This is a genomic window from Cupriavidus sp. HE11 (genome assembly GCF_056097175.1).
The window spans coordinates 269,602-286,900 of the sequence record NZ_CP184464.1 but is presented as its reverse complement, the minus strand read 5'-3'; the positions used below and the strand labels follow the sequence as shown (position 1 = coordinate 286,900).

Sequence of the window (17,299 nt, the reverse complement as noted above, 5' to 3'; positions counted from 1 at the left end):
CAGCTTGCCCTGACATCGCCGAAATCGCCGTGAAACCCATCCAGAAATCGAACAAGCTCCAGAACGTTTGCTATGACATCCGCGGCCCGGTGCTGGAAAAGGCCAAGCAGATGGAGGAAGAGGGGCACAAGATCATCAAGCTGAACATCGGCAACCTGGCCGTGTTCGGGTTCGATGCGCCGGAGGAAATCCAGCAGGACATGATGCGCAACCTGCCGAATTCGGCAGGTTATTCCGATTCCAAGGGCATCTTCGCCGCGCGCAAGGCGATCATGCACTACACCCAGGAAAAGAAGATCCAGGGCGTGGAGCTGGACGACATCTACGTGGGCAACGGCGCGTCCGAGCTGATCGTGATGTCGATGAACGCACTGCTGAACAGCGGCGACGAAGTGCTGGTGCCGGCGCCCGACTATCCGCTCTGGACGGCTGCGGTGAGCCTGTCCGGCGGCACGCCCGTCCACTATGTGTGCGACGAGGCCAACGAGTGGATGCCCGACCTGGACGACATCCGCCGCAAGATCACCCCCAATACGCGGGCCATCGTCGTCATCAACCCGAACAACCCGACCGGCGCGCTGTATTCGGACGAGCTGCTGCAGTCGATCGTCACCATCGCGCGCGAGCACGGGCTGATCATCTTCGCCGACGAGATCTACGACAAGGTCCTGTACGACGGCAACGAGCACACGTCGATCGGCTCGCTGTCCACCGACGTGCTGACCGTGACCTTCAACGGCCTGTCCAAGAACTACCGCTCCTGCGGCTACCGTGCCGGCTGGATGGTGGTGTCGGGCGACAAGCGCCCGGCGCAGGACTATATCGAAGGCCTGAACATGCTGTCGTCGATGCGCCTGTGCGCCAACGTGCCGGGCCAGTGGGCGATCCAGACCGCGCTGGGCGGCTACCAGAGCATCAACGACCTGGTGGCCGAAGGCGGCCGCCTGCGTCGCCAGCGCGACCTGGCCCACGAGCTGATCACGCAGATTCCCGGCATTACCTGCGTGAAGCCCAAGGCGGCGTTGTACCTGTTCCCGAAGCTCGACCTGTCGATGTATCCGATCCAGGACGACCAGGAATTCATCTACGAACTGCTGCAGGAATCCAAGGTGCTGCTGGTGCAGGGCACCGGTTTCAACTGGGACGCGCCGGACCATTTCCGGATCGTGTTCCTGCCGCACGAGGAAGACCTGCGCGAGGCCATCAGCCGCGTGGCGCGCTTCCTTGAGAACTATCGCAAACGTCACGGCACGGCCTGAGCCGCCGGGGCGCCCCCCATTTTCGTATCAAGCAACCCAGAGTCAGACGTCCATGAATCCCATCAAAGTCGGCCTTCTCGGCATCGGTACCGTCGGTAGCGGCACGTTCAACGTGCTCAAGCGCAATCAGGAGGAAATTCGCCGCCGTGCAGGCCGCGGCATCGAGATTGCGGTGGTGGCCGACCTCAACACCGAACGCGCCCGCGAACTGACCGGGGGTGCCGTGGACGTGGTCAGCGACGCCAACGACGTGGTGACGCGCCCGGACATCGACATCGTCGTCGAGCTGATCGGCGGCTATGGCATCGCGCGCGAGCTGGTGCTCAAGGCCATCGAGAACGGCAAGCACGTGGTCACCGCCAACAAGGCGCTGCTAGCCGTGCATGGCAACGAAATCTTCGAAGCCGCCCGCAAGAAGGGCGTGATCGTGGCGTTCGAGGCGGCCGTGGCCGGTGGCATCCCCATCATCAAGGCGCTGCGCGAAGGCCTGACGGCCAACCGCATCCAGTGGATCGCCGGCATCATCAACGGCACCACGAACTTCATCCTGTCCGAGATGCGCGACAAGGGCCTGGACTTCGGCGCCGTGCTCAAGGAAGCGCAGCAGCTGGGCTATGCCGAAGCCGATCCGACCTTCGATATCGAGGGTATCGACGCCGCGCACAAGGTGACGCTGATGAGCGCGATTGCGTTCGGCATGCCGGTGCAGTTCGACAAGGCCCACGTGGAAGGCATCACCAAGCTGGCCGCCATCGACATCAAGTACGCCGAGGAACTGGGCTACCGCATCAAGCTGCTGGGCATCACGCGCCGCCGCGACGAAGGCGTGGAACTGCGCGTGCATCCGACCCTGGTGCCGGCCTCGCGCCTGATCGCCAATGTGGAAGGCGCGATGAACGCCGTGCTGGTGCAGGGCGACGCCGTGGGCGCCACGCTGTACTACGGCAAGGGTGCCGGCGCCGAGCCGACCGCGTCGGCCGTGATCGCCGACCTGGTCGACGTGACCCGCCTGCACACCGCCGATCCGAACCATCGCGTGCCGCACCTGGCGTTCCAGCCGGACGAACTGTCGAGCGTGCCGGTGCTGCCGATCGACGAAGTCACCAGCTCGTACTACCTGCGCATGCGCGTGGCCGACCAGACTGGCGTGCTGGCCGAGATCACCCGCATCCTGGCCGAAGCCGGCATCAGCATCGACGCGATGCTGCAGAAGGAATCGCGCGAGGGCGAGCCGCAGACCGACATCATCATCCTGACGCACCTGACGCGCGAAAAGCACGTCAATGCGGCCATCCGCAGCATCGAAGGCTTGCAGACCGTGCTGTCGCCGGTCACGCGCCTGCGCATGGAAGAACTGAACTAAGACGCCGAAACTGGACGAATTGCCATGAAATACCAGTCGACGCGCGGCCATGACATGCCGCAATCGTTCTCCGAGATCCTGCTCGGGGGCCTGGCTCCGGACGGCGGCCTGTACCTGCCGAAGCAGTATCCGCAAGTCACGGCCGACGAACTCGAAGCCTGGCGCAAGCTGCCGTACGCCGACCTGGCGTTCGAGGTGCTGTCGCGCTTCTGTGACGATATCCCGGCCGAGGACCTGCGTGCGCTGACGCGCAAGACCTATACCCCCGAGGTGTACTGCAACGCGCGCCCGGGCGACAACACCGCCGATATCACGCCGCTGCGCACGCTGGGCGAAGAGGGCGGCACGAAGCTGCAATTGCTGGGGCTGTCCAACGGCCCGACGCTGGCCTTCAAGGACATGGCGATGCAGCTGCTGGGCAACCTGTTCGAGTACGCGCTCAAGCGTGCCGGGCTGAAGCTCAACATCCTGGGCGCGACCTCGGGTGACACCGGCAGCGCCGCCGAGTACGCGATGCGCGGCAAGGAAGGCATCCGCGTGTTCATGCTGAGCCCGCACCGCAAGATGAGCGCGTTCCAGACCGCGCAGATGTTCAGCCTGCAGGACCCGAACATCTTCAATATCGCCATCGAAGGCGTGTTCGACGACGCGCAGGACATCGTCAAGGCCGTATCGAACGATCACGCGTTCAAGGCGCGCCAGTGCATCGGCACCGTGAACTCGATCAACTGGGCGCGTGTGGTGGCCCAGGTGGTTTACTACTTCAAGGGCTGGCTGCTGGCGACCGACGGCCCTGGCCAGAAGGTGTCGTTCTGCGTGCCGTCGGGTAACTTCGGCAATGTCTGCGCCGGCCATATCGCGCGCATGATGGGCCTGCCGATCGACAAGCTGGTGGTGGCCACCAACGAAAACGACGTGCTGGACGAGTTCTTCCGCACCGGTACGTACCGCGTACGCACATCGGCGCAGACGTACCACACGTCGAGCCCGAGCATGGATATCTCGAAGGCGTCGAACTTCGAGCGCTTCATCTTCGACCTGCTGGGCCAGGACGGCGGCAAGCTGGCCGCGCTGTTCCGCGACGTGGATACCAAGGGTGGGTTCGACCTGTCCGGCACGCCGGAATTCGACCGCATCCGTCAGTTCGGCTTTGTCTCGGGCCGCAGCACGCACGATGACCGCGTGGCTACGATCCGCGACGTCAAGCAGCGCTACGACGTGACGATCGACACCCATACCGCCGATGGCGTGAAGGTGGCGCGCGAGCACCTGTCGGCTGGCGTGCCGATGGTGGTGCTGGAAACCGCGCTGCCGGCCAAGTTTGCGGACACGATCCGCGAGGCGCTGGGCCACGAGCCCGAGCGTCCGTCGGCATTCGACGGCATCGAGAAGCTGCCCCAGCGCTTCGAGGTCATGCCGGCCGATACCGACACGGTCAAGGCGTACATCGTGCAGCACACGGGTCTGTAATAAGGGGTATTGCCCCGGACACCTGTGGTTCCCGCGCCAACTCGCTACAATCGGGTTTGCCGGGCCCCGCTGCCACGGCCCCCGGGTGTTTCTCCCGGGGGCTGTTTTGCTTTCTGGGGCCAACCAGACCCCGAAGACCCACATGACCCAATCCGCAGCGCGTCCCCCGATGCTGACGATGGCCCAGGCGCTGGACGCCCTGATGGCCGGCGCTCGTCCCATCACCGAAACGGAAACCGTCGATACGCTCGATGCCAACGGCCGCGTGCTGGCGGCGCCGGTAACCAGTACGCTGCGCGTGCCGCCTGCCGACAACACGTCGATGGACGGCTACGCGATGCGCGCGGCCGATGTGCCGGCCGAAGGCACCCGCCTGCCGGTGTCGCAGCGCATCCCGGCTGGCCATGTCGGATCCGAACTGGTGCCGGGTACGGCCGCGCGGATCTTCACGGGCGGGCTGATTCCGCCGGGGGCCGATGCCGTGGTGATGCAGGAGCAGTGCCAGGCCGACGACGATGCGGTGATCGTCAACCACGTACCGGCGTCGGGTGAATGGATCCGCCGCGCGGGCGAGGATATCGAGGCGGGCAGCCAGATCCTGCCGGTGGGCGCGCGGCTGTCGCCGCAGGCGCTGGGACTGGCGGCGTCGGTTGGGCAGGCCCGGCTGGACGTCATTCGCCGGGTGCGCGTGGCCGTGTTCTTTACCGGCGACGAACTGGCGATGCCCGGAGAGCCGCTCAAGCCCGGCGCCATCTACAACTCGAACCGGTTCACGCTGCGCGGCCTGCTGGAAAACCTGGGCTGCGAGGTGACCGATTTCGGCATCGTGCCCGATACGCTGGCCGCCACGCGCGACACGCTGCGCCGTGCCGCCGAAGGCAACGACCTGATCATCACTTCGGGCGGGGTGTCGGTAGGCGAGGAAGACCATATCCGTCCGGCCGTGACCGCGGAAGGGCGGCTGGACCTCTGGCAGATCGCGATCAAGCCCGGCAAGCCGCTGGCGTTTGGTCAGGTCGCCAACGGCACCGATGCGCCAACCTTCTTCATCGGCCTGCCCGGCAATCCGGTGTCGAGCTTCGTCACGTTCCTGCTGTTCGTGCGGCCTTTCCTGCTGCGCCTGCAGGGTGTTGCGGACGTGACGCCGCGCCGCATTGCCATGCGCGCCGATTTCGATCTGCCGAAGGGCGACCGCCGCAACGAATTCCTGCGTGCGCGCCTGAACGATGCCGGCGGGCTCGACCTGTTCCCGAACCAAAGCTCGGGCGTGCTGACGTCCACGGTCTGGGGCGATGGCCTGATCGACAATCCGCCCAACCAGTCCATCGCGCGCGGCGACACCGTGCAGTTCATCCCGTTTGCCAGCCTGCTGGCCTAGTCTTCATGTCGATGCAACTTGAACTTCGTTATTTCGCCAGTGTGCGCGAGCAGGTCGGCCAGGCCGCCGAGCACGCCGAGGTGCCCGCCGATGTACGTACCGTAGGCGATCTGCGCGGCTGGCTGCGCGCGCGCGGCGGCGTGTGGGCCGAGGCGCTGGCCGAAGGCAAGGCCCTGCGCATGGCGGTGGATCACGCCGTGGCCCGCGCAGACACGCCGCTGGCCGATGGCTGCGAAGTGGCGTTCTTCCCGCCCGTGACCGGAGGCTGAGATGACGGTGCGCGTTCAGTTGGAGGATTTCGATCTCGGTGCCGAGGTGGCTGCGCTGCGCGCCGGCAACCCGGGCGTGGGTGCCGTGGCCAGCTTTATCGGCACCGTGCGCGATGTCAGCGACGGCTCGCGCGTCAGCACCATGGAGCTTGAGCACTATCCGGGCATGACCGAGAAGGCCCTGGCGCAGATCGAGGCTGCCGCATGCCAGCGCTGGGAACTGCTGGGCGTGACGATCGTGCATCGGGTGGGGTTGCTGCAGCCGCTGGACCAGATCGTGCTGGTGGCGGTGGCGTCCGCACATCGCGGCAATGCCTTTGCCGCCTGCGAGTTCATCATGGACTACCTGAAGTCCGAGGCGCCGTTCTGGAAGAAGGAAGCCACGCCGGAGGGCGCGCGCTGGGTTGACGCACGGGTTTCCGACGATGCGGCGCTGCGCCGCTGGGGCATCGAATCGTTCAACGCCGAAGCGGCGGGCACGAACCACAACAAATAAGTACAAAAAAGTTCGAAAGGACGAAAGGGTCGACTTGATGGGTCCGATGGGGTTTGTGGCGGTAGGCGTGGGCGCTGCCGTGGGGGCGTGGCTGCGCTGGTCGTTTTCCGTGATGTGGAATGCCGCCAATCCGGCGCTGCCGTATGGCACGCTGGCGTCGAACCTGGTCGGCGGCTATCTGATCGGCCTGGCGGTGGCGTTTTTCGATACCCATCCGTCGTTGCCGCCCGAGTGGCGCCTGCTGGCCGTGACCGGCTTCCTGGGCGGCCTGACAACGTTTTCGACCTTTTCCAGCGAGGTGATCGGCAACCTGCTGGCTGGCGACTACCGCTGGGCGCTGGCGCACCTGGCGACCCACCTGGGCGGCTCGCTACTGCTGACCGCACTGGGCATCTGGACGTACCGCACGTTGTCCTGAAGCGCCGGACCGGCCGGGAATTCCCCCGGCCCCCTGGTTCTGGGACATAGGTAACAGTCCCGATACATTTGTTGCTGTTGGTCCGTCCTGGACCGACTACTATTTCCCGCATGGGCATTGAGGTGTGCAAAGCACCTCGTGCGGTTCGCCTGTCTGCTTTCACAATCATTAGAAAGTGCAGCTACGGGCGCTTGCCGGCCCGCCGTGGCTTACAAGAATCCGGCAATTCGTGCGGCAATCAGCAGTCCTTCCAGCAGTCCTTGTCTTATCGCGGCCTTACCAGTTCCGTTCATAACAAGGAGACATCCCCATGCAGCATCGCCATGCCTCGCGGCTTGCGAGCCCCAAATTGCGGCGCCGGTTCCGGCAGACCGCTGTTGCGGTGGCCGCTTCCACCCTGTTGCTCTCGGCCTGCGGAGGCGGAGATTCGTCGGGCGGTACCGGGACCACCCCTCCCGCGACGAATCCGAACACGCGTCCGGACTTTATCGTCGGCACGATTTCGATCAAGTCGTACGACGGCAATTCCGACGACCTGCTCACCGCAGGGCTGGGCAAGGACGGGCTGGCGGGTACGGCGCCGGTCTTTGCCAATCCCAATGCGCCGACGGCGGCGGAACTGCGCCGCAATGCGATCTACGTCAATTACCGGGCCATCGTGGACATCCAGGCCGCCGGCGGCTACGGCTCGCTGTACGGGCCGAACGTCGATTCGCAGGGCAACGTCACGGCCAGCCAGGGCAAGGTGCCGGGTACCGAATACATCGCTTATGCCGATGACGGCTCCGGGCTCAAGAACGTGACGATGATGGTCCAGATTCCCGATTCGTTCGACCGGGCCAACCCATGCATCATTTCCGCCACGTCGTCGGGGTCGCGCGGCGTCTATGGCGGCATTGCGGTGGGCGAGTGGGGCCTCAAGCGTGGCTGCGCGGTGGCGTATACCGACAAGGGCACCGGCGCGGCGCCGCATGACCTTGAATCCGATACGGTGCCGCTGATCGATGGCACACGCGCCGACCGGACCACCGCAGGCAAGCTGGCCCAGTTCGCGGCCCAGCCGGGCGGGGTTTCGCTGGCGGCGTTCAACGCGTCTTTCCAGCACCGGCTTGCGTTCAAGCATGCCCATTCGCAGCAGAACCCTGAAGCCGACTGGGGCAGGAATACGCTGCAGGCCATCCAGTTCGCCATGTTTGCGCTGAACGATCGCTTCGGCACGATGGGTACGGATGGTTTGCGCCAGATCACCTTCACAAAGAGCAATGTGCTGGTCATCGCGTCGGCCATCTCGAACGGGGGCGGGGCGGCCATTGCCGCTGCAGAGCAGGACGAGGACGGGCTGATCGACGGGGTGGCGGTGGGCGAGCCCAACGTGGAAATGCCGCCGGCCCCGGTCATTACGGTGCGGCGCGGCGGCACGGCGGTGGCAGCGTCGGGCAAGTCGCTGTACGACTACACGACGACGGCAAACCTGTTCCAGCTGTGTGCGGCGCAGGTGGCCACGCTGGCGAATGCGCCACGTGTTTCCGGTTCTTCGACGCTCCCGGCGTTGCCGTCACAGACCATCGACCGCTGTACTTCGCTGGTGGCGGCAGGAAAGCTGACGGGGGCCACGACCTCGGACCAGGCCACTGCCGCGCTCGGCGCCATGCACGCGGCGGGGTGGGAACCGGAATCGGATGAGCTGCACACCAGTCTGTCGCTGTTGGAGGTGGCGAGTTCGATCTCGGTGACTTACGCAAACTCCTACTCGCGGGCCAGCGTTACCGACCGGCTGTGCAGCTACAGCTTTGCCTCGCCCGCGCCGACGACGCTGGTGCCTGCCACGATCCCGGCCATTTCGCTGGCCGGACTGTTCTCCACGGGCAATGGCATACCGCCGACCACGAGCGTGACGATCATGAACGACGACTCGCCGGGTGGCGCCACGCGTGACTTCCTGTCGAAATCGAAGTCGAACAGCGTGGCCGATGCGAACCTGGATGGCGCCCTGTGCCTGCGCAATCTCCTCGACAACCGGAACACGGCCCTGACGACGGGTATTGCCCAGACGTATCGCAACGGCGACCTGCGCGGCAAGCCGGCGATGATCGTGCATGGCCGCAGCGATGCGTTGCTGCCGGTCAATCACACGTCACGGCCCTATCTGGGGTTGAACAAGTCGGTGGAGGGCAATGCCAGCAAGCTGTCCTATATCGAAGTGACGAACGGACAGCACTTCGATGGTTTCATCGATTCAGTGGCTGGCTATGGCGCGCGGTTCATTCCGATGCATGTCTACGTGAACCGGGCCCTGGATGCGGTCTACGCCAACCTGAAGAGTGGTACGGCGCTGCCGCCATCTCAGGTGGTGCGCACCACACCGCGCGCCGGCGGCCTGACGGACATTGTCGCCCCGCAGATCCTGCCCTCGAATGTGCCGCCGATCGCGGCCACCCCGGCTGTGGGCGACAAGATCTCGGTGAGTGGTACCACCGTCGACGTGCCGAACTAGCCGCCCGGCAACCCACTGAAGGCCAGGTAACCCGCCATGCACTTGCAGTCTGTACAAGTTGTGTGGCGGGTGTCTTGAAATGTCAATGCAAAGCCCTATCTTTCGGGAGTAACGTGTCCGGCAGGGCATGCGCGAAACGGCAGCCGAGGCGCTGCAACGCCGCCGCCCCGCACCAGGACACACTCATCGACTTGAGAGAGAGGGCGCCTGATGCGAATTGACAAACTGACTACCCGGTTCCAGGAAGCGCTGGCCGAAGCGCAGAGCCTGGCCCTGGGCCACGACAACCAATATATCGAACCCCAGCACCTGCTGCGTGCGCTGCTGGCCCAGGAAGACGGCTCGGCCCGCACGCTGCTGTCGCGTGCCGGCGTGAACGTCGGCGGGCTGCAGGCCGCGCTGGACGCCGCCATCAGCCGGCTGCCGCAGGTACAGGGCACCAATGAGGTCCAGGTTGGACGCGACCTCAACAATCTGCTGAACGCCACCGAGAAAGAAGCGATCAAGCGCAACGACCAGTTCATTGCCAGCGAACTGTTCCTGCTGGCCGTGTCCGACGACAAGGGCGACACCGGCCGCATCGCGCGTGAGAACGGGCTGTCGCGCAAGTCGCTGGAAGCGGCCATTACGGCCGTGCGTGGCGGCGAGAACGTGAACAGCGCCGATGCCGAATCGCAGCGCGAAGCACTGAAGAAGTACACGGTGGACCTGACCGAGCGGGCCCGCGCGGGCAAGCTCGACCCGGTGATTGGCCGCGACGACGAAATCCGCCGCGCGATCCAGATCCTGCAGCGCCGTACCAAGAACAATCCCGTGCTGATCGGCGAACCGGGCGTGGGCAAGACCGCCATCGTCGAAGGGCTGGCGCAGCGCATCGTCAATGGCGAAGTGCCCGAGACGCTCAAGAACAAGCGCGTGCTGGTGCTCGACATGGCTGGCCTGCTGGCCGGCGCCAAGTACCGCGGCGAGTTCGAGGAACGCCTGAAGGCGGTGCTCAGCGACGTTGCCAAGGACGAAGGCCAGACCATCGTCTTTATCGACGAGATCCACACGATGGTGGGCGCGGGCAAGGCCGAAGGCGCGATCGACGCGGGCAACATGCTCAAGCCGGCGCTGGCGCGCGGCGAGCTGCACTGCATCGGCGCCACCACGCTGAACGAGTATCGCAAGTACATCGAGAAGGATGCCGCACTGGAGCGCCGCTTCCAGAAGGTGCTGGTCGACGAGCCGAGCGTGGAATCGACCATCGCCATCCTGCGCGGCCTGCAGGAAAAGTACGAACTGCACCATGGCGTGGAGATTACCGACCCGGCCATCGTGGCTGCGGCGGAACTGTCGCACCGCTACATCACCGACCGCTTCCTGCCGGACAAGGCCATCGACCTGATCGACGAGGCGGCCGCGCGCATCAAGATGGAAATCGACTCGAAGCCCGAGGCGATGGACAAGCTCGAGCGCCGCACGATCCAGCTCAAGATCGAGCGCGAGGCGGTGAAGAAGGAAACGGACGAGGCATCGCGCAAGCGCCTGGAACTGATCGAGCAGGAAATCACGCGCCTGGAGAAGGAATACGCGGACCTGGACGAAATCTGGCGCGCAGAGAAGGGCGCCGCGCAGGGTGCGGCCGCGTTGAAGGAAGAGATCGAGAAGATCAAGCTCGATATCTCGCGCCTGCAGCGTGAAGGCAAGCTCGACAAGGTGGCCGAACTCCAGTACGGCAAGCTGCCGGCGCTGGAGGGCAAGCTGCAGGCGGCCAACAAGGCCGAGGCCTCCGAGCAGAAGCAGCCCAACAAGCTGCTGCGCACGCAGGTCGGGGCCGAGGAAATTGCCGAGGTGGTCAGCCGTGCCACGGGTATCCCGGTGGCCAAGATGATGCAGGGCGAGCGCGAGAAGCTGCTGCGTATGGAAGACCGGCTGCACCAGCGCGTGGTGGGGCAGGACGAGGCCGTGCGGCTGGTGTCAGATGCGATCCGCCGTTCGCGGGCCGGGCTGTCGGACGAGAACAAGCCGTATGGCTCGTTCCTGTTCCTGGGGCCGACCGGCGTGGGCAAGACCGAACTGTGCAAGGCCCTGGCCGAGTTCATGTTCGATTCGGAAGAGCACCTGATCCGTATCGACATGAGCGAATTCATGGAGAAGCACAGCGTGAGCCGGCTGATCGGCGCGCCGCCGGGATACGTGGGCTATGACGAAGGCGGCTACCTGACCGAGGCCGTGCGCCGCAAGCCGTATGCGGTGATCCTGCTCGACGAGGTCGAGAAGGCCCACCCGGACGTGTTCAACGTGCTGCTGCAGGTGCTGGACGATGGCCGCCTGACCGACGGCCAGGGCCGTACCGTGGACTTCAAGAACACGGTGATCGTGATGACGTCGAACCTGGGTTCGCACATCATCCAGGCAATGTCCGGCGAGCCGCAGGAAGCGGTGAAGGGCGCGGTCTGGCAGGAAGTGCGCACGCATTTCCGGCCGGAGTTCCTGAACCGGATCGACGAGGTGGTGGTGTTCCATGCGCTGGACCAGAAGAACATCGAATCCATCGCAAGGATCCAGTTGCAGCGCCTGCAGTCGCGCCTGGCACGCATGGACATGACGCTGGATATCAGCGAGCGTGCCCTGGAGAAGATTGCCAGCGCGGGCTACGATCCGGTGTTCGGCGCGCGGCCGCTGAAGCGCGCGATCCAGCAGCAGATCGAGAACCCGGTGGCGAAGGCCATCCTCGAAGGCAAGTTTGCCGCCAAGGACGTGATACCGGTGGATTACGAGGACGACCACTTCACGTTTGGACGCATCGTTCACTGAGCCGGGCTGTCGACGGCACCCAAAAGGACCTCTCCGGAGGTCCTTTTTTCGTTCGATTCTTGCGCCACAATACCGGCTCTGCCTGATTCCAACCCCCTGGAGCAATCCCATGGCTCATGGCGAGCACAAGTACCAAGTCACCGTGGAATGGACCGGTAACCGCGGCACCGGCACCACCGGCTACCGCGCCTACGGACGCGACCACACGATCCGCGCCGGCGACAAGCCCGAGATCCCCGGTTCGTCGGACCCGGCCTTCCTGGGCGATGCCCGGCGCTGGAATCCGGAAGACCTGCTCGTGGCGTCGGCCAGCGCCTGCCACAAGCTCTGGTACCTGCACCTGTGCTCGGATGCCGGCATCGCCGTGCTGGCCTATGTGGACGAGGCCGAAGGCACCATGACTGACAGCCCCGCAGGCGGGCAGTTCTCGGAAATCGTGCTGCGCCCGCACGTAACGATCCGCGCCGGCGACGACGCCGGGCAGGCCGCGCACCTGCACCACGTGGCACACGAGAAATGCTATGTCGCCAACTCGGTCAACTTCCCGATCCGGTGCGAGCCGGTGATCGTGCAGGCGGCTGCGGACTGAGCCATATGTGGGGCGCATATGTCCGCTGCCTCACCAATACCGTGCGAAAGCTGCTTGTCCATCACGATCCTCATGTACTAGTGTTGACACATTGCATTGCTTGACAAGCCAACAGTCAGCACGGTCATGAATATCCGCGTTGTCCTGAGCAACACCTCATAGGGCCTGGCCCCGCGCCGCCGCGCGGGGTTGCCCGTTTCCCAGCCCGTCGCATCCGGTTGCCGAGCCCACCCGCCCGGCGGGCCTCGCTCGTCCTTGCGTACAACAAGAACACGGCAGACGCCCGATCCACGCCTTGCCACGCCTGCCTGTCCGACATTCGCAGATCGCGCCCCCCGGCGCTTCTTTGTAGTCTGGAGGAAATATGGTGTTGCCAATACGGAAGGTCCCCCTGACCCTGGCGGCCGCGGTTGCGGGCACGCTGCTGGTCGTTTCCTGCGGTGGCAGCGACGACAACTCGACGCCAACCACACCTACGACACCCACGACACCCACCACGCCGCAGGCCGACAACAGTTGCCAGGTGCTGGCGAGCAACGGCAGCACGGTGGTGGTCGGGTCGAACCAGCCCGGCGACCCCGCGTTGCCGGAGCCTGCTACCGGCTATCGCACCGGGTTGAAACCGGTCTACGCCAAGACCTATATGGTCTCCACGTCGAATGCCTATGCCAGCGCGGCGGGCTGCGCGGTGCTCAAGAACGGTGGATCGGCCGCTGACGCCGCCGTGGCCGTGCAGGCCGTACTGGGCCTGACCGTGCCCGAGGCCACCGGGATGGGGTCGGGCGGCTTCATGCTCTATTACGATGCCACCGCAAAGACGGTGCAGGCCTATGACGGCCGCGAAACCGCGCCGGCGGCCGCCACCGAGAACTACCTGCGATATGTGGACGATGCCACCGACCAGACGCTACCCAAGCCCAGCGCGCGGGCCAGTGGCAGGTCGATCGGCACCATCGGCGTGCCCAGGATGATCGAGCGCGTGCAGAAGGAGCACGGCAAGCTGGCGTGGAAGGACCTGTTTGGCGATGCCATCTCGCTGGCTACCAATGGCTTTCCGATCGGCGGCCGGCTTGCGCAGGCCATCTCGTCGAACGCCACCAGCCTGAAGCGCGACCCCGACGCGACCGCCTATTTCTTCAACGCGGACGGCACGCCCAAGGCGCTCGGCACGGTGCTCAAGAATCCGGCCTATGCCAACACGCTGACCGCCATGGCGGCGCAGGGCGCCGACGCGCTTTACAAGGGCGCCATCGCCAACGACATCATCGCCAAGATCGGCTCGACCACCGCCACGGACGGCACGCCGACCACCCCGGGCAAGACCACGCTGGCCGACCTGGCCGCGTACGAGGCCAAGTTGCGCACCCCGGTCTGCGTGACGTACCGCGCGTACTGGATCTGCGGCGCGCCGCCGCCCACATCGGGCGGCATCACCGTGGCATCGGCGATGCAGATCATCGAGAACTTCGACATGGCATCGTTCAAGCCCAGTCCCGTTGACGCCGAGGGCGGCAAGCCGACCGTGCAGGGCGTGCACCGCGTGAGCGAGGCCGAACGGCTGGCCTACGCGGATCGCGACAAGTACGTGGCCGATACGGACTTCGTGCCGTTGCCCGGCGGCACCTGGGACACGCTGCTGAACAAGCCCTACCTGCAGACGCGTGCCTCGCTGATCGATCCGAACCAGTCGATGCACACGGCCGCGCCCGGCAACTTCGGTGCGGTGCCCCTGGGCGTGGTGCCGCTGGTGGAGCACGGTACGAACCACTACTCGATCGTTGACGCGCAGGGCAATGTCGTCAGCGCCACCACTTCGGTGGAGTCGAGCATGGGATCGTTCCATATGACCAATGGCTTCCTGCTCAACAACCAGCTGACCGATTTCTCGGCGACACCCACGGATACCAACGGCGACCCGGTCGCCAACCGGGTGCAACCGGGCAAGCGGCCGCGCAGCTCGATGGCGCCGACGCTGGTGTTCCGCAAGGCTGCCGATGGGTCGATTGGCGATTTCCTGATGGCTACCGGCTCGCCGGGCGGCGGCACCATTCCGCAATATGTGGTCAAGACGCTGGTTGGCGTGCTCGACTGGGGGCTGGACGCGCAGCAGGCGTCGAACCTGGTGGACTTTGGCGCCAGCAACAGCGCCACCACGACCATCGGCGGCGAGCATCCGGACATCGATGCCAGCAATGGCGGCGCCAACGATCCGCTGATTACCGGGCTGAAGGCGCTGGGCCACACCATCTCGACCTCGGCGCAGTCCAGCGGCGTCAACACCATCCTGCGCACCCAGGCCGGCGGCGCGCCCGTGCTGCAGGGCGGCACAGACCCCCGGCGCGAGGGCGTTGTGCTGGGTAATACCTTTACGCCATGACTGCCACCCGAACTACGCCGTTCGGCAGGGTTCCTCTGTCCTGTTGGCAGGATTTTGCAGCCAACCGCCCGCGATTGTGGGGCGGTTGACCTGCGTCAACTTGCGAATGGGAACGGATGGCTAATATTTGAACCGTCATGGAGATGCGGGGGCGCTCTTCATGACTTGTCTACCCGTTTCCGGAATGGAAACTTGACCCGCAGCGCAACTCCGGTGCTGCGGGTTTTTTCTTTTGGGCCGGCGAATGCGCTGTGACAAGCCCCATCGATCGGGGTGCGGTCACCGCGCTCCAATCAGGCGAGTTGAACGTCCAGCCGCTTGCCCAGCGAGCCCAGCGCCTTCTCGATCATTTCCAGCTTGGAAGAGTGCCGCAGGTTCAGGAGTCGATCCACCTGTGGCATGTGAACATCCAGCCGCCGAGCGAGATCCGCCTTGCGTACACCTTGCGCCAGCATTTCGTTGGCGAGGAGCACCTTGGCGGTGACCAATGCGGGCAGTGTGACCGTTGGCTGGCCGCGACGGGACTTGGAGGGCAGGGGAATCGGGCGGCGCAGGTCGAAGTAGATGTCCAGCGCCGCTTCAAGGGCCTCCAGCCCTTGCTTCAGCGCATCGGTTTCGTCGACGCCGACGGCATTGGCTTCCGGGATGTCAGCAAAGGTGACTAGCAGAGTGCCATTGCTATCGGGCGTCAGCGTTACGGGGTACGAGAACATGTCGTGCGTCCTGTGGTAAGTCGGTCGATGCCAGGTATGGGATGGCGAGTCCGGGTGAAAGGAGGCCCTTTGCGGGCCTGCCCCTCACTTCAGGCCGAGCTGCTTCCTGATCCTCAATTCCAGATCCTTGCCCATTTCCTTGCTGCCATGATGGGGAAAGATCGTCGTGAAGCCATTCAGCGTGACCCGGTAGTGGCTGGAACCGCTGCGGTGCTTCTGGAAAACCGCACCCTGCTGTTCGAGCCACCGCTTGAACTCGCTGTATTTCATGCCCCTCCCTAGTCGGTTGAGAGGTCGGCATTGTGCAACATATATGTTGTGAATCGCAACCGGTAAAATGCAACATTTATGTTGCGTTGTCAAGATGGCGATGCGAGCTTTCCGGCATTCCCATATTCCCGCCCGATCTTATGCAGAAAACGTGCTTGGATCGGCGAAACCATTCGTTCCGTTCAGAAGGCCCGGCCGGTAGCCTTTCTCCCTGACAGAAACCCTGTCCGATCAAGGCGGGGGCATTTCACGACAACTCTGACGGGAGCAATTGAACATGATTCGCAAGCTGGCCCTGGGCCTCGCAGTACTGTCCGCAATTGGCGCCGCACCGGCCGCCCTGGCCAATACCAACCTGCTGAACGTTTCCTATGACCCCACGCGCGAGCTGTATGTGGACGTGAACGCCGCGTTTGCCAAGGCCTACAAGGCGCAGGGCGGCGATACGGTGCAGATTCGGCAGTCGCATGGCGGCTCGGGCAAGCAGGCACGTTCGGTGATCGATGGCCTGGACGCCGATGTGGTCACGCTGGCGCTGGGATACGACATCGACGCCATTGCCGAGAAGGGCCTGTTGAAGCCCGACTGGCAGAAGCGCCTGCCGCACAACGCGTCGCCGTACACGTCGACCATCGTGTTCCTGGTGCGCAAGGGCAACCCGAAACATATCAAGGACTGGAACGACCTGGTGAAGCCGGGCGTGCAGGTCATCACCCCGAACCCGAAGACGTCGGGCGGTGCGCGCTGGAACTACCTGGCGGCCTGGGGTTATGCGCTGCGTCAGCCGGGCGGCAATGAGGCCAAGGCGAAGGAATTCGTCGGCCAGCTGCTCAAGAACGTGCCGGTGCTGGATTCCGGCGCGCGCGGCGCCACGACCACGTTCGTGGAGCGCGGCCTGGGCGACGTGCTGATCGCATGGGAAAACGAGGCCATCCTGGCGATCAAGGAACTGGGGCCGGACAAGTTCGACATCGTGGCGCCGTCGGTCTCGATCCTGGCCGAGCCGCCGGTGGCCGTGGTGGACAAGGTGGTGGACAAGAAGGGCACGCGCAAGGCCGCCGAGGCCTACCTGCAGTTCCTGTACACCGACGAAGGCCAGGAGATCGCAGCCAAGAACTACTATCGTCCGATCTCGGAAAAGGTGGCCGCCAAGTACGCCGCCAACTTCCCGAAGGTAAAGCTGTTCACGATCGACGAAGTGTTCGGCGGCTGGGCCAAGGCCCAGAAGGCGCACTTTGCCGATGGCGGTTCGTTTGACCAGGTGTACCAGCCCGGCAAGCGGTAATCACAGCGCCGGGGCGGCCCCCGGCACGATCGCGCCCGCGACCGTGCCAGCCGTCCCGGAGCGCCTGACGAAGGAGCCCGAGATGTCCGCTGTTCGCGCTGTCCTGCCATCCCGCGTCG

Annotated in this window: 14 protein-coding genes; 12 read left to right on the top strand and 2 right to left on the bottom strand. The window is 64.8% G+C overall.

The window, feature by feature from the left end:
* Positions 1 to 29: 29 nt before the first annotated feature.
* The 11 genes from ACOABP_RS01305 to ACOABP_RS01255 all read left to right on the top strand — a co-directional run bounded on the left by ACOABP_RS01305 (position 30) and on the right by ACOABP_RS01255 (position 14,912).
* Positions 30 to 1,259 (top strand): pyridoxal phosphate-dependent aminotransferase, encoded by a 1,230-nt coding sequence (locus tag ACOABP_RS01305; protein WP_066733484.1) that lies wholly within the window; start codon positions 30 to 32, stop codon positions 1,257 to 1,259.
* Between the two features lie 52 nt (positions 1,260 to 1,311).
* Positions 1,312 to 2,622 (top strand): homoserine dehydrogenase, encoded by a 1,311-nt coding sequence (locus tag ACOABP_RS01300; protein WP_066733479.1) that lies wholly within the window; start codon positions 1,312 to 1,314, stop codon positions 2,620 to 2,622.
* A gap of 24 nt (positions 2,623 to 2,646) precedes the next feature.
* Positions 2,647 to 4,092: a threonine synthase gene (gene thrC / locus ACOABP_RS01295; RefSeq protein WP_474226636.1), complete on the top strand. Its 1,446-nt coding sequence runs from the start codon at positions 2,647 to 2,649 to the stop codon at positions 4,090 to 4,092.
* Positions 4,093 to 4,234: 142 nt separating this feature from the next.
* Complete coding sequence (locus ACOABP_RS01290) at positions 4,235 to 5,470, top strand: molybdopterin molybdotransferase MoeA (RefSeq protein WP_474226635.1); 1,236 nt, start codon at positions 4,235 to 4,237, stop codon at positions 5,468 to 5,470.
* 11 nt (positions 5,471 to 5,481) lie between these two features.
* Entirely contained in the window at positions 5,482 to 5,739 is a 258-nt protein-coding gene (gene moaD, locus ACOABP_RS01285; RefSeq protein ID WP_474227884.1) for a molybdopterin converting factor subunit 1, read from the top strand.
* 1 nt (position 5,740) lies between these two features.
* The gene (locus ACOABP_RS01280) at positions 5,741 to 6,235 is read left to right on the top strand and encodes a molybdenum cofactor biosynthesis protein MoaE (protein ID WP_474226634.1); all 495 of its coding nucleotides are present in this window, start codon (positions 5,741 to 5,743) and stop codon (positions 6,233 to 6,235) included.
* Positions 6,236 to 6,272: 37 nt separating this feature from the next.
* Positions 6,273 to 6,653 carry a fluoride efflux transporter CrcB gene (gene crcB, locus ACOABP_RS01275; protein WP_474227883.1) on the top strand — a complete coding sequence of 127 codons (381 nt, stop codon included), beginning with the start codon at positions 6,273 to 6,275 and terminating at the stop codon, positions 6,651 to 6,653.
* 310 nt (positions 6,654 to 6,963) lie between these two features.
* A complete protein-coding gene (locus tag ACOABP_RS01270; RefSeq protein ID WP_474226633.1) occupies positions 6,964 to 9,147 on the top strand; it encodes a D-(-)-3-hydroxybutyrate oligomer hydrolase in 2,184 nt (727 codons plus the stop codon).
* Between the two features lie 210 nt (positions 9,148 to 9,357).
* Entirely contained in the window at positions 9,358 to 11,946 is a 2,589-nt protein-coding gene (gene clpB, locus ACOABP_RS01265; protein WP_474226632.1) for an ATP-dependent chaperone ClpB, read from the top strand.
* A gap of 109 nt (positions 11,947 to 12,055) precedes the next feature.
* Positions 12,056 to 12,535 carry an OsmC family protein gene (locus tag ACOABP_RS01260; protein ID WP_474226631.1) on the top strand — a complete coding sequence of 160 codons (480 nt, stop codon included), beginning with the start codon at positions 12,056 to 12,058 and terminating at the stop codon, positions 12,533 to 12,535.
* Positions 12,536 to 12,911: 376 nt separating this feature from the next.
* Positions 12,912 to 14,912: a gamma-glutamyltransferase family protein gene (locus tag ACOABP_RS01255; protein WP_474227882.1), complete on the top strand. Its 2,001-nt coding sequence runs from the start codon at positions 12,912 to 12,914 to the stop codon at positions 14,910 to 14,912.
* Between the two features lie 293 nt (positions 14,913 to 15,205).
* Here the strand turns inward: ACOABP_RS01255 and ACOABP_RS01250 are convergent, their stop codons facing one another.
* A complete protein-coding gene (locus ACOABP_RS01250; protein WP_066733464.1) occupies positions 15,206 to 15,625 on the bottom strand; it encodes a type II toxin-antitoxin system HicB family antitoxin in 420 nt (139 codons plus the stop codon).
* Positions 15,626 to 15,709: 84 nt separating this feature from the next.
* Complete coding sequence (locus ACOABP_RS01245; RefSeq protein WP_066733459.1) at positions 15,710 to 15,895, bottom strand: type II toxin-antitoxin system HicA family toxin; 186 nt, start codon at positions 15,893 to 15,895, stop codon at positions 15,710 to 15,712.
* A 277-nt stretch (positions 15,896 to 16,172) separates the two neighbouring features.
* On the opposite strand from ACOABP_RS01245, the gene ACOABP_RS01240 reads away from it, so the two are divergent.
* Entirely contained in the window at positions 16,173 to 17,180 is a 1,008-nt protein-coding gene (locus ACOABP_RS01240; RefSeq protein ID WP_066733457.1) for a sulfate ABC transporter substrate-binding protein, read from the top strand.
* Positions 17,181 to 17,299 lie beyond the last annotated feature (119 nt).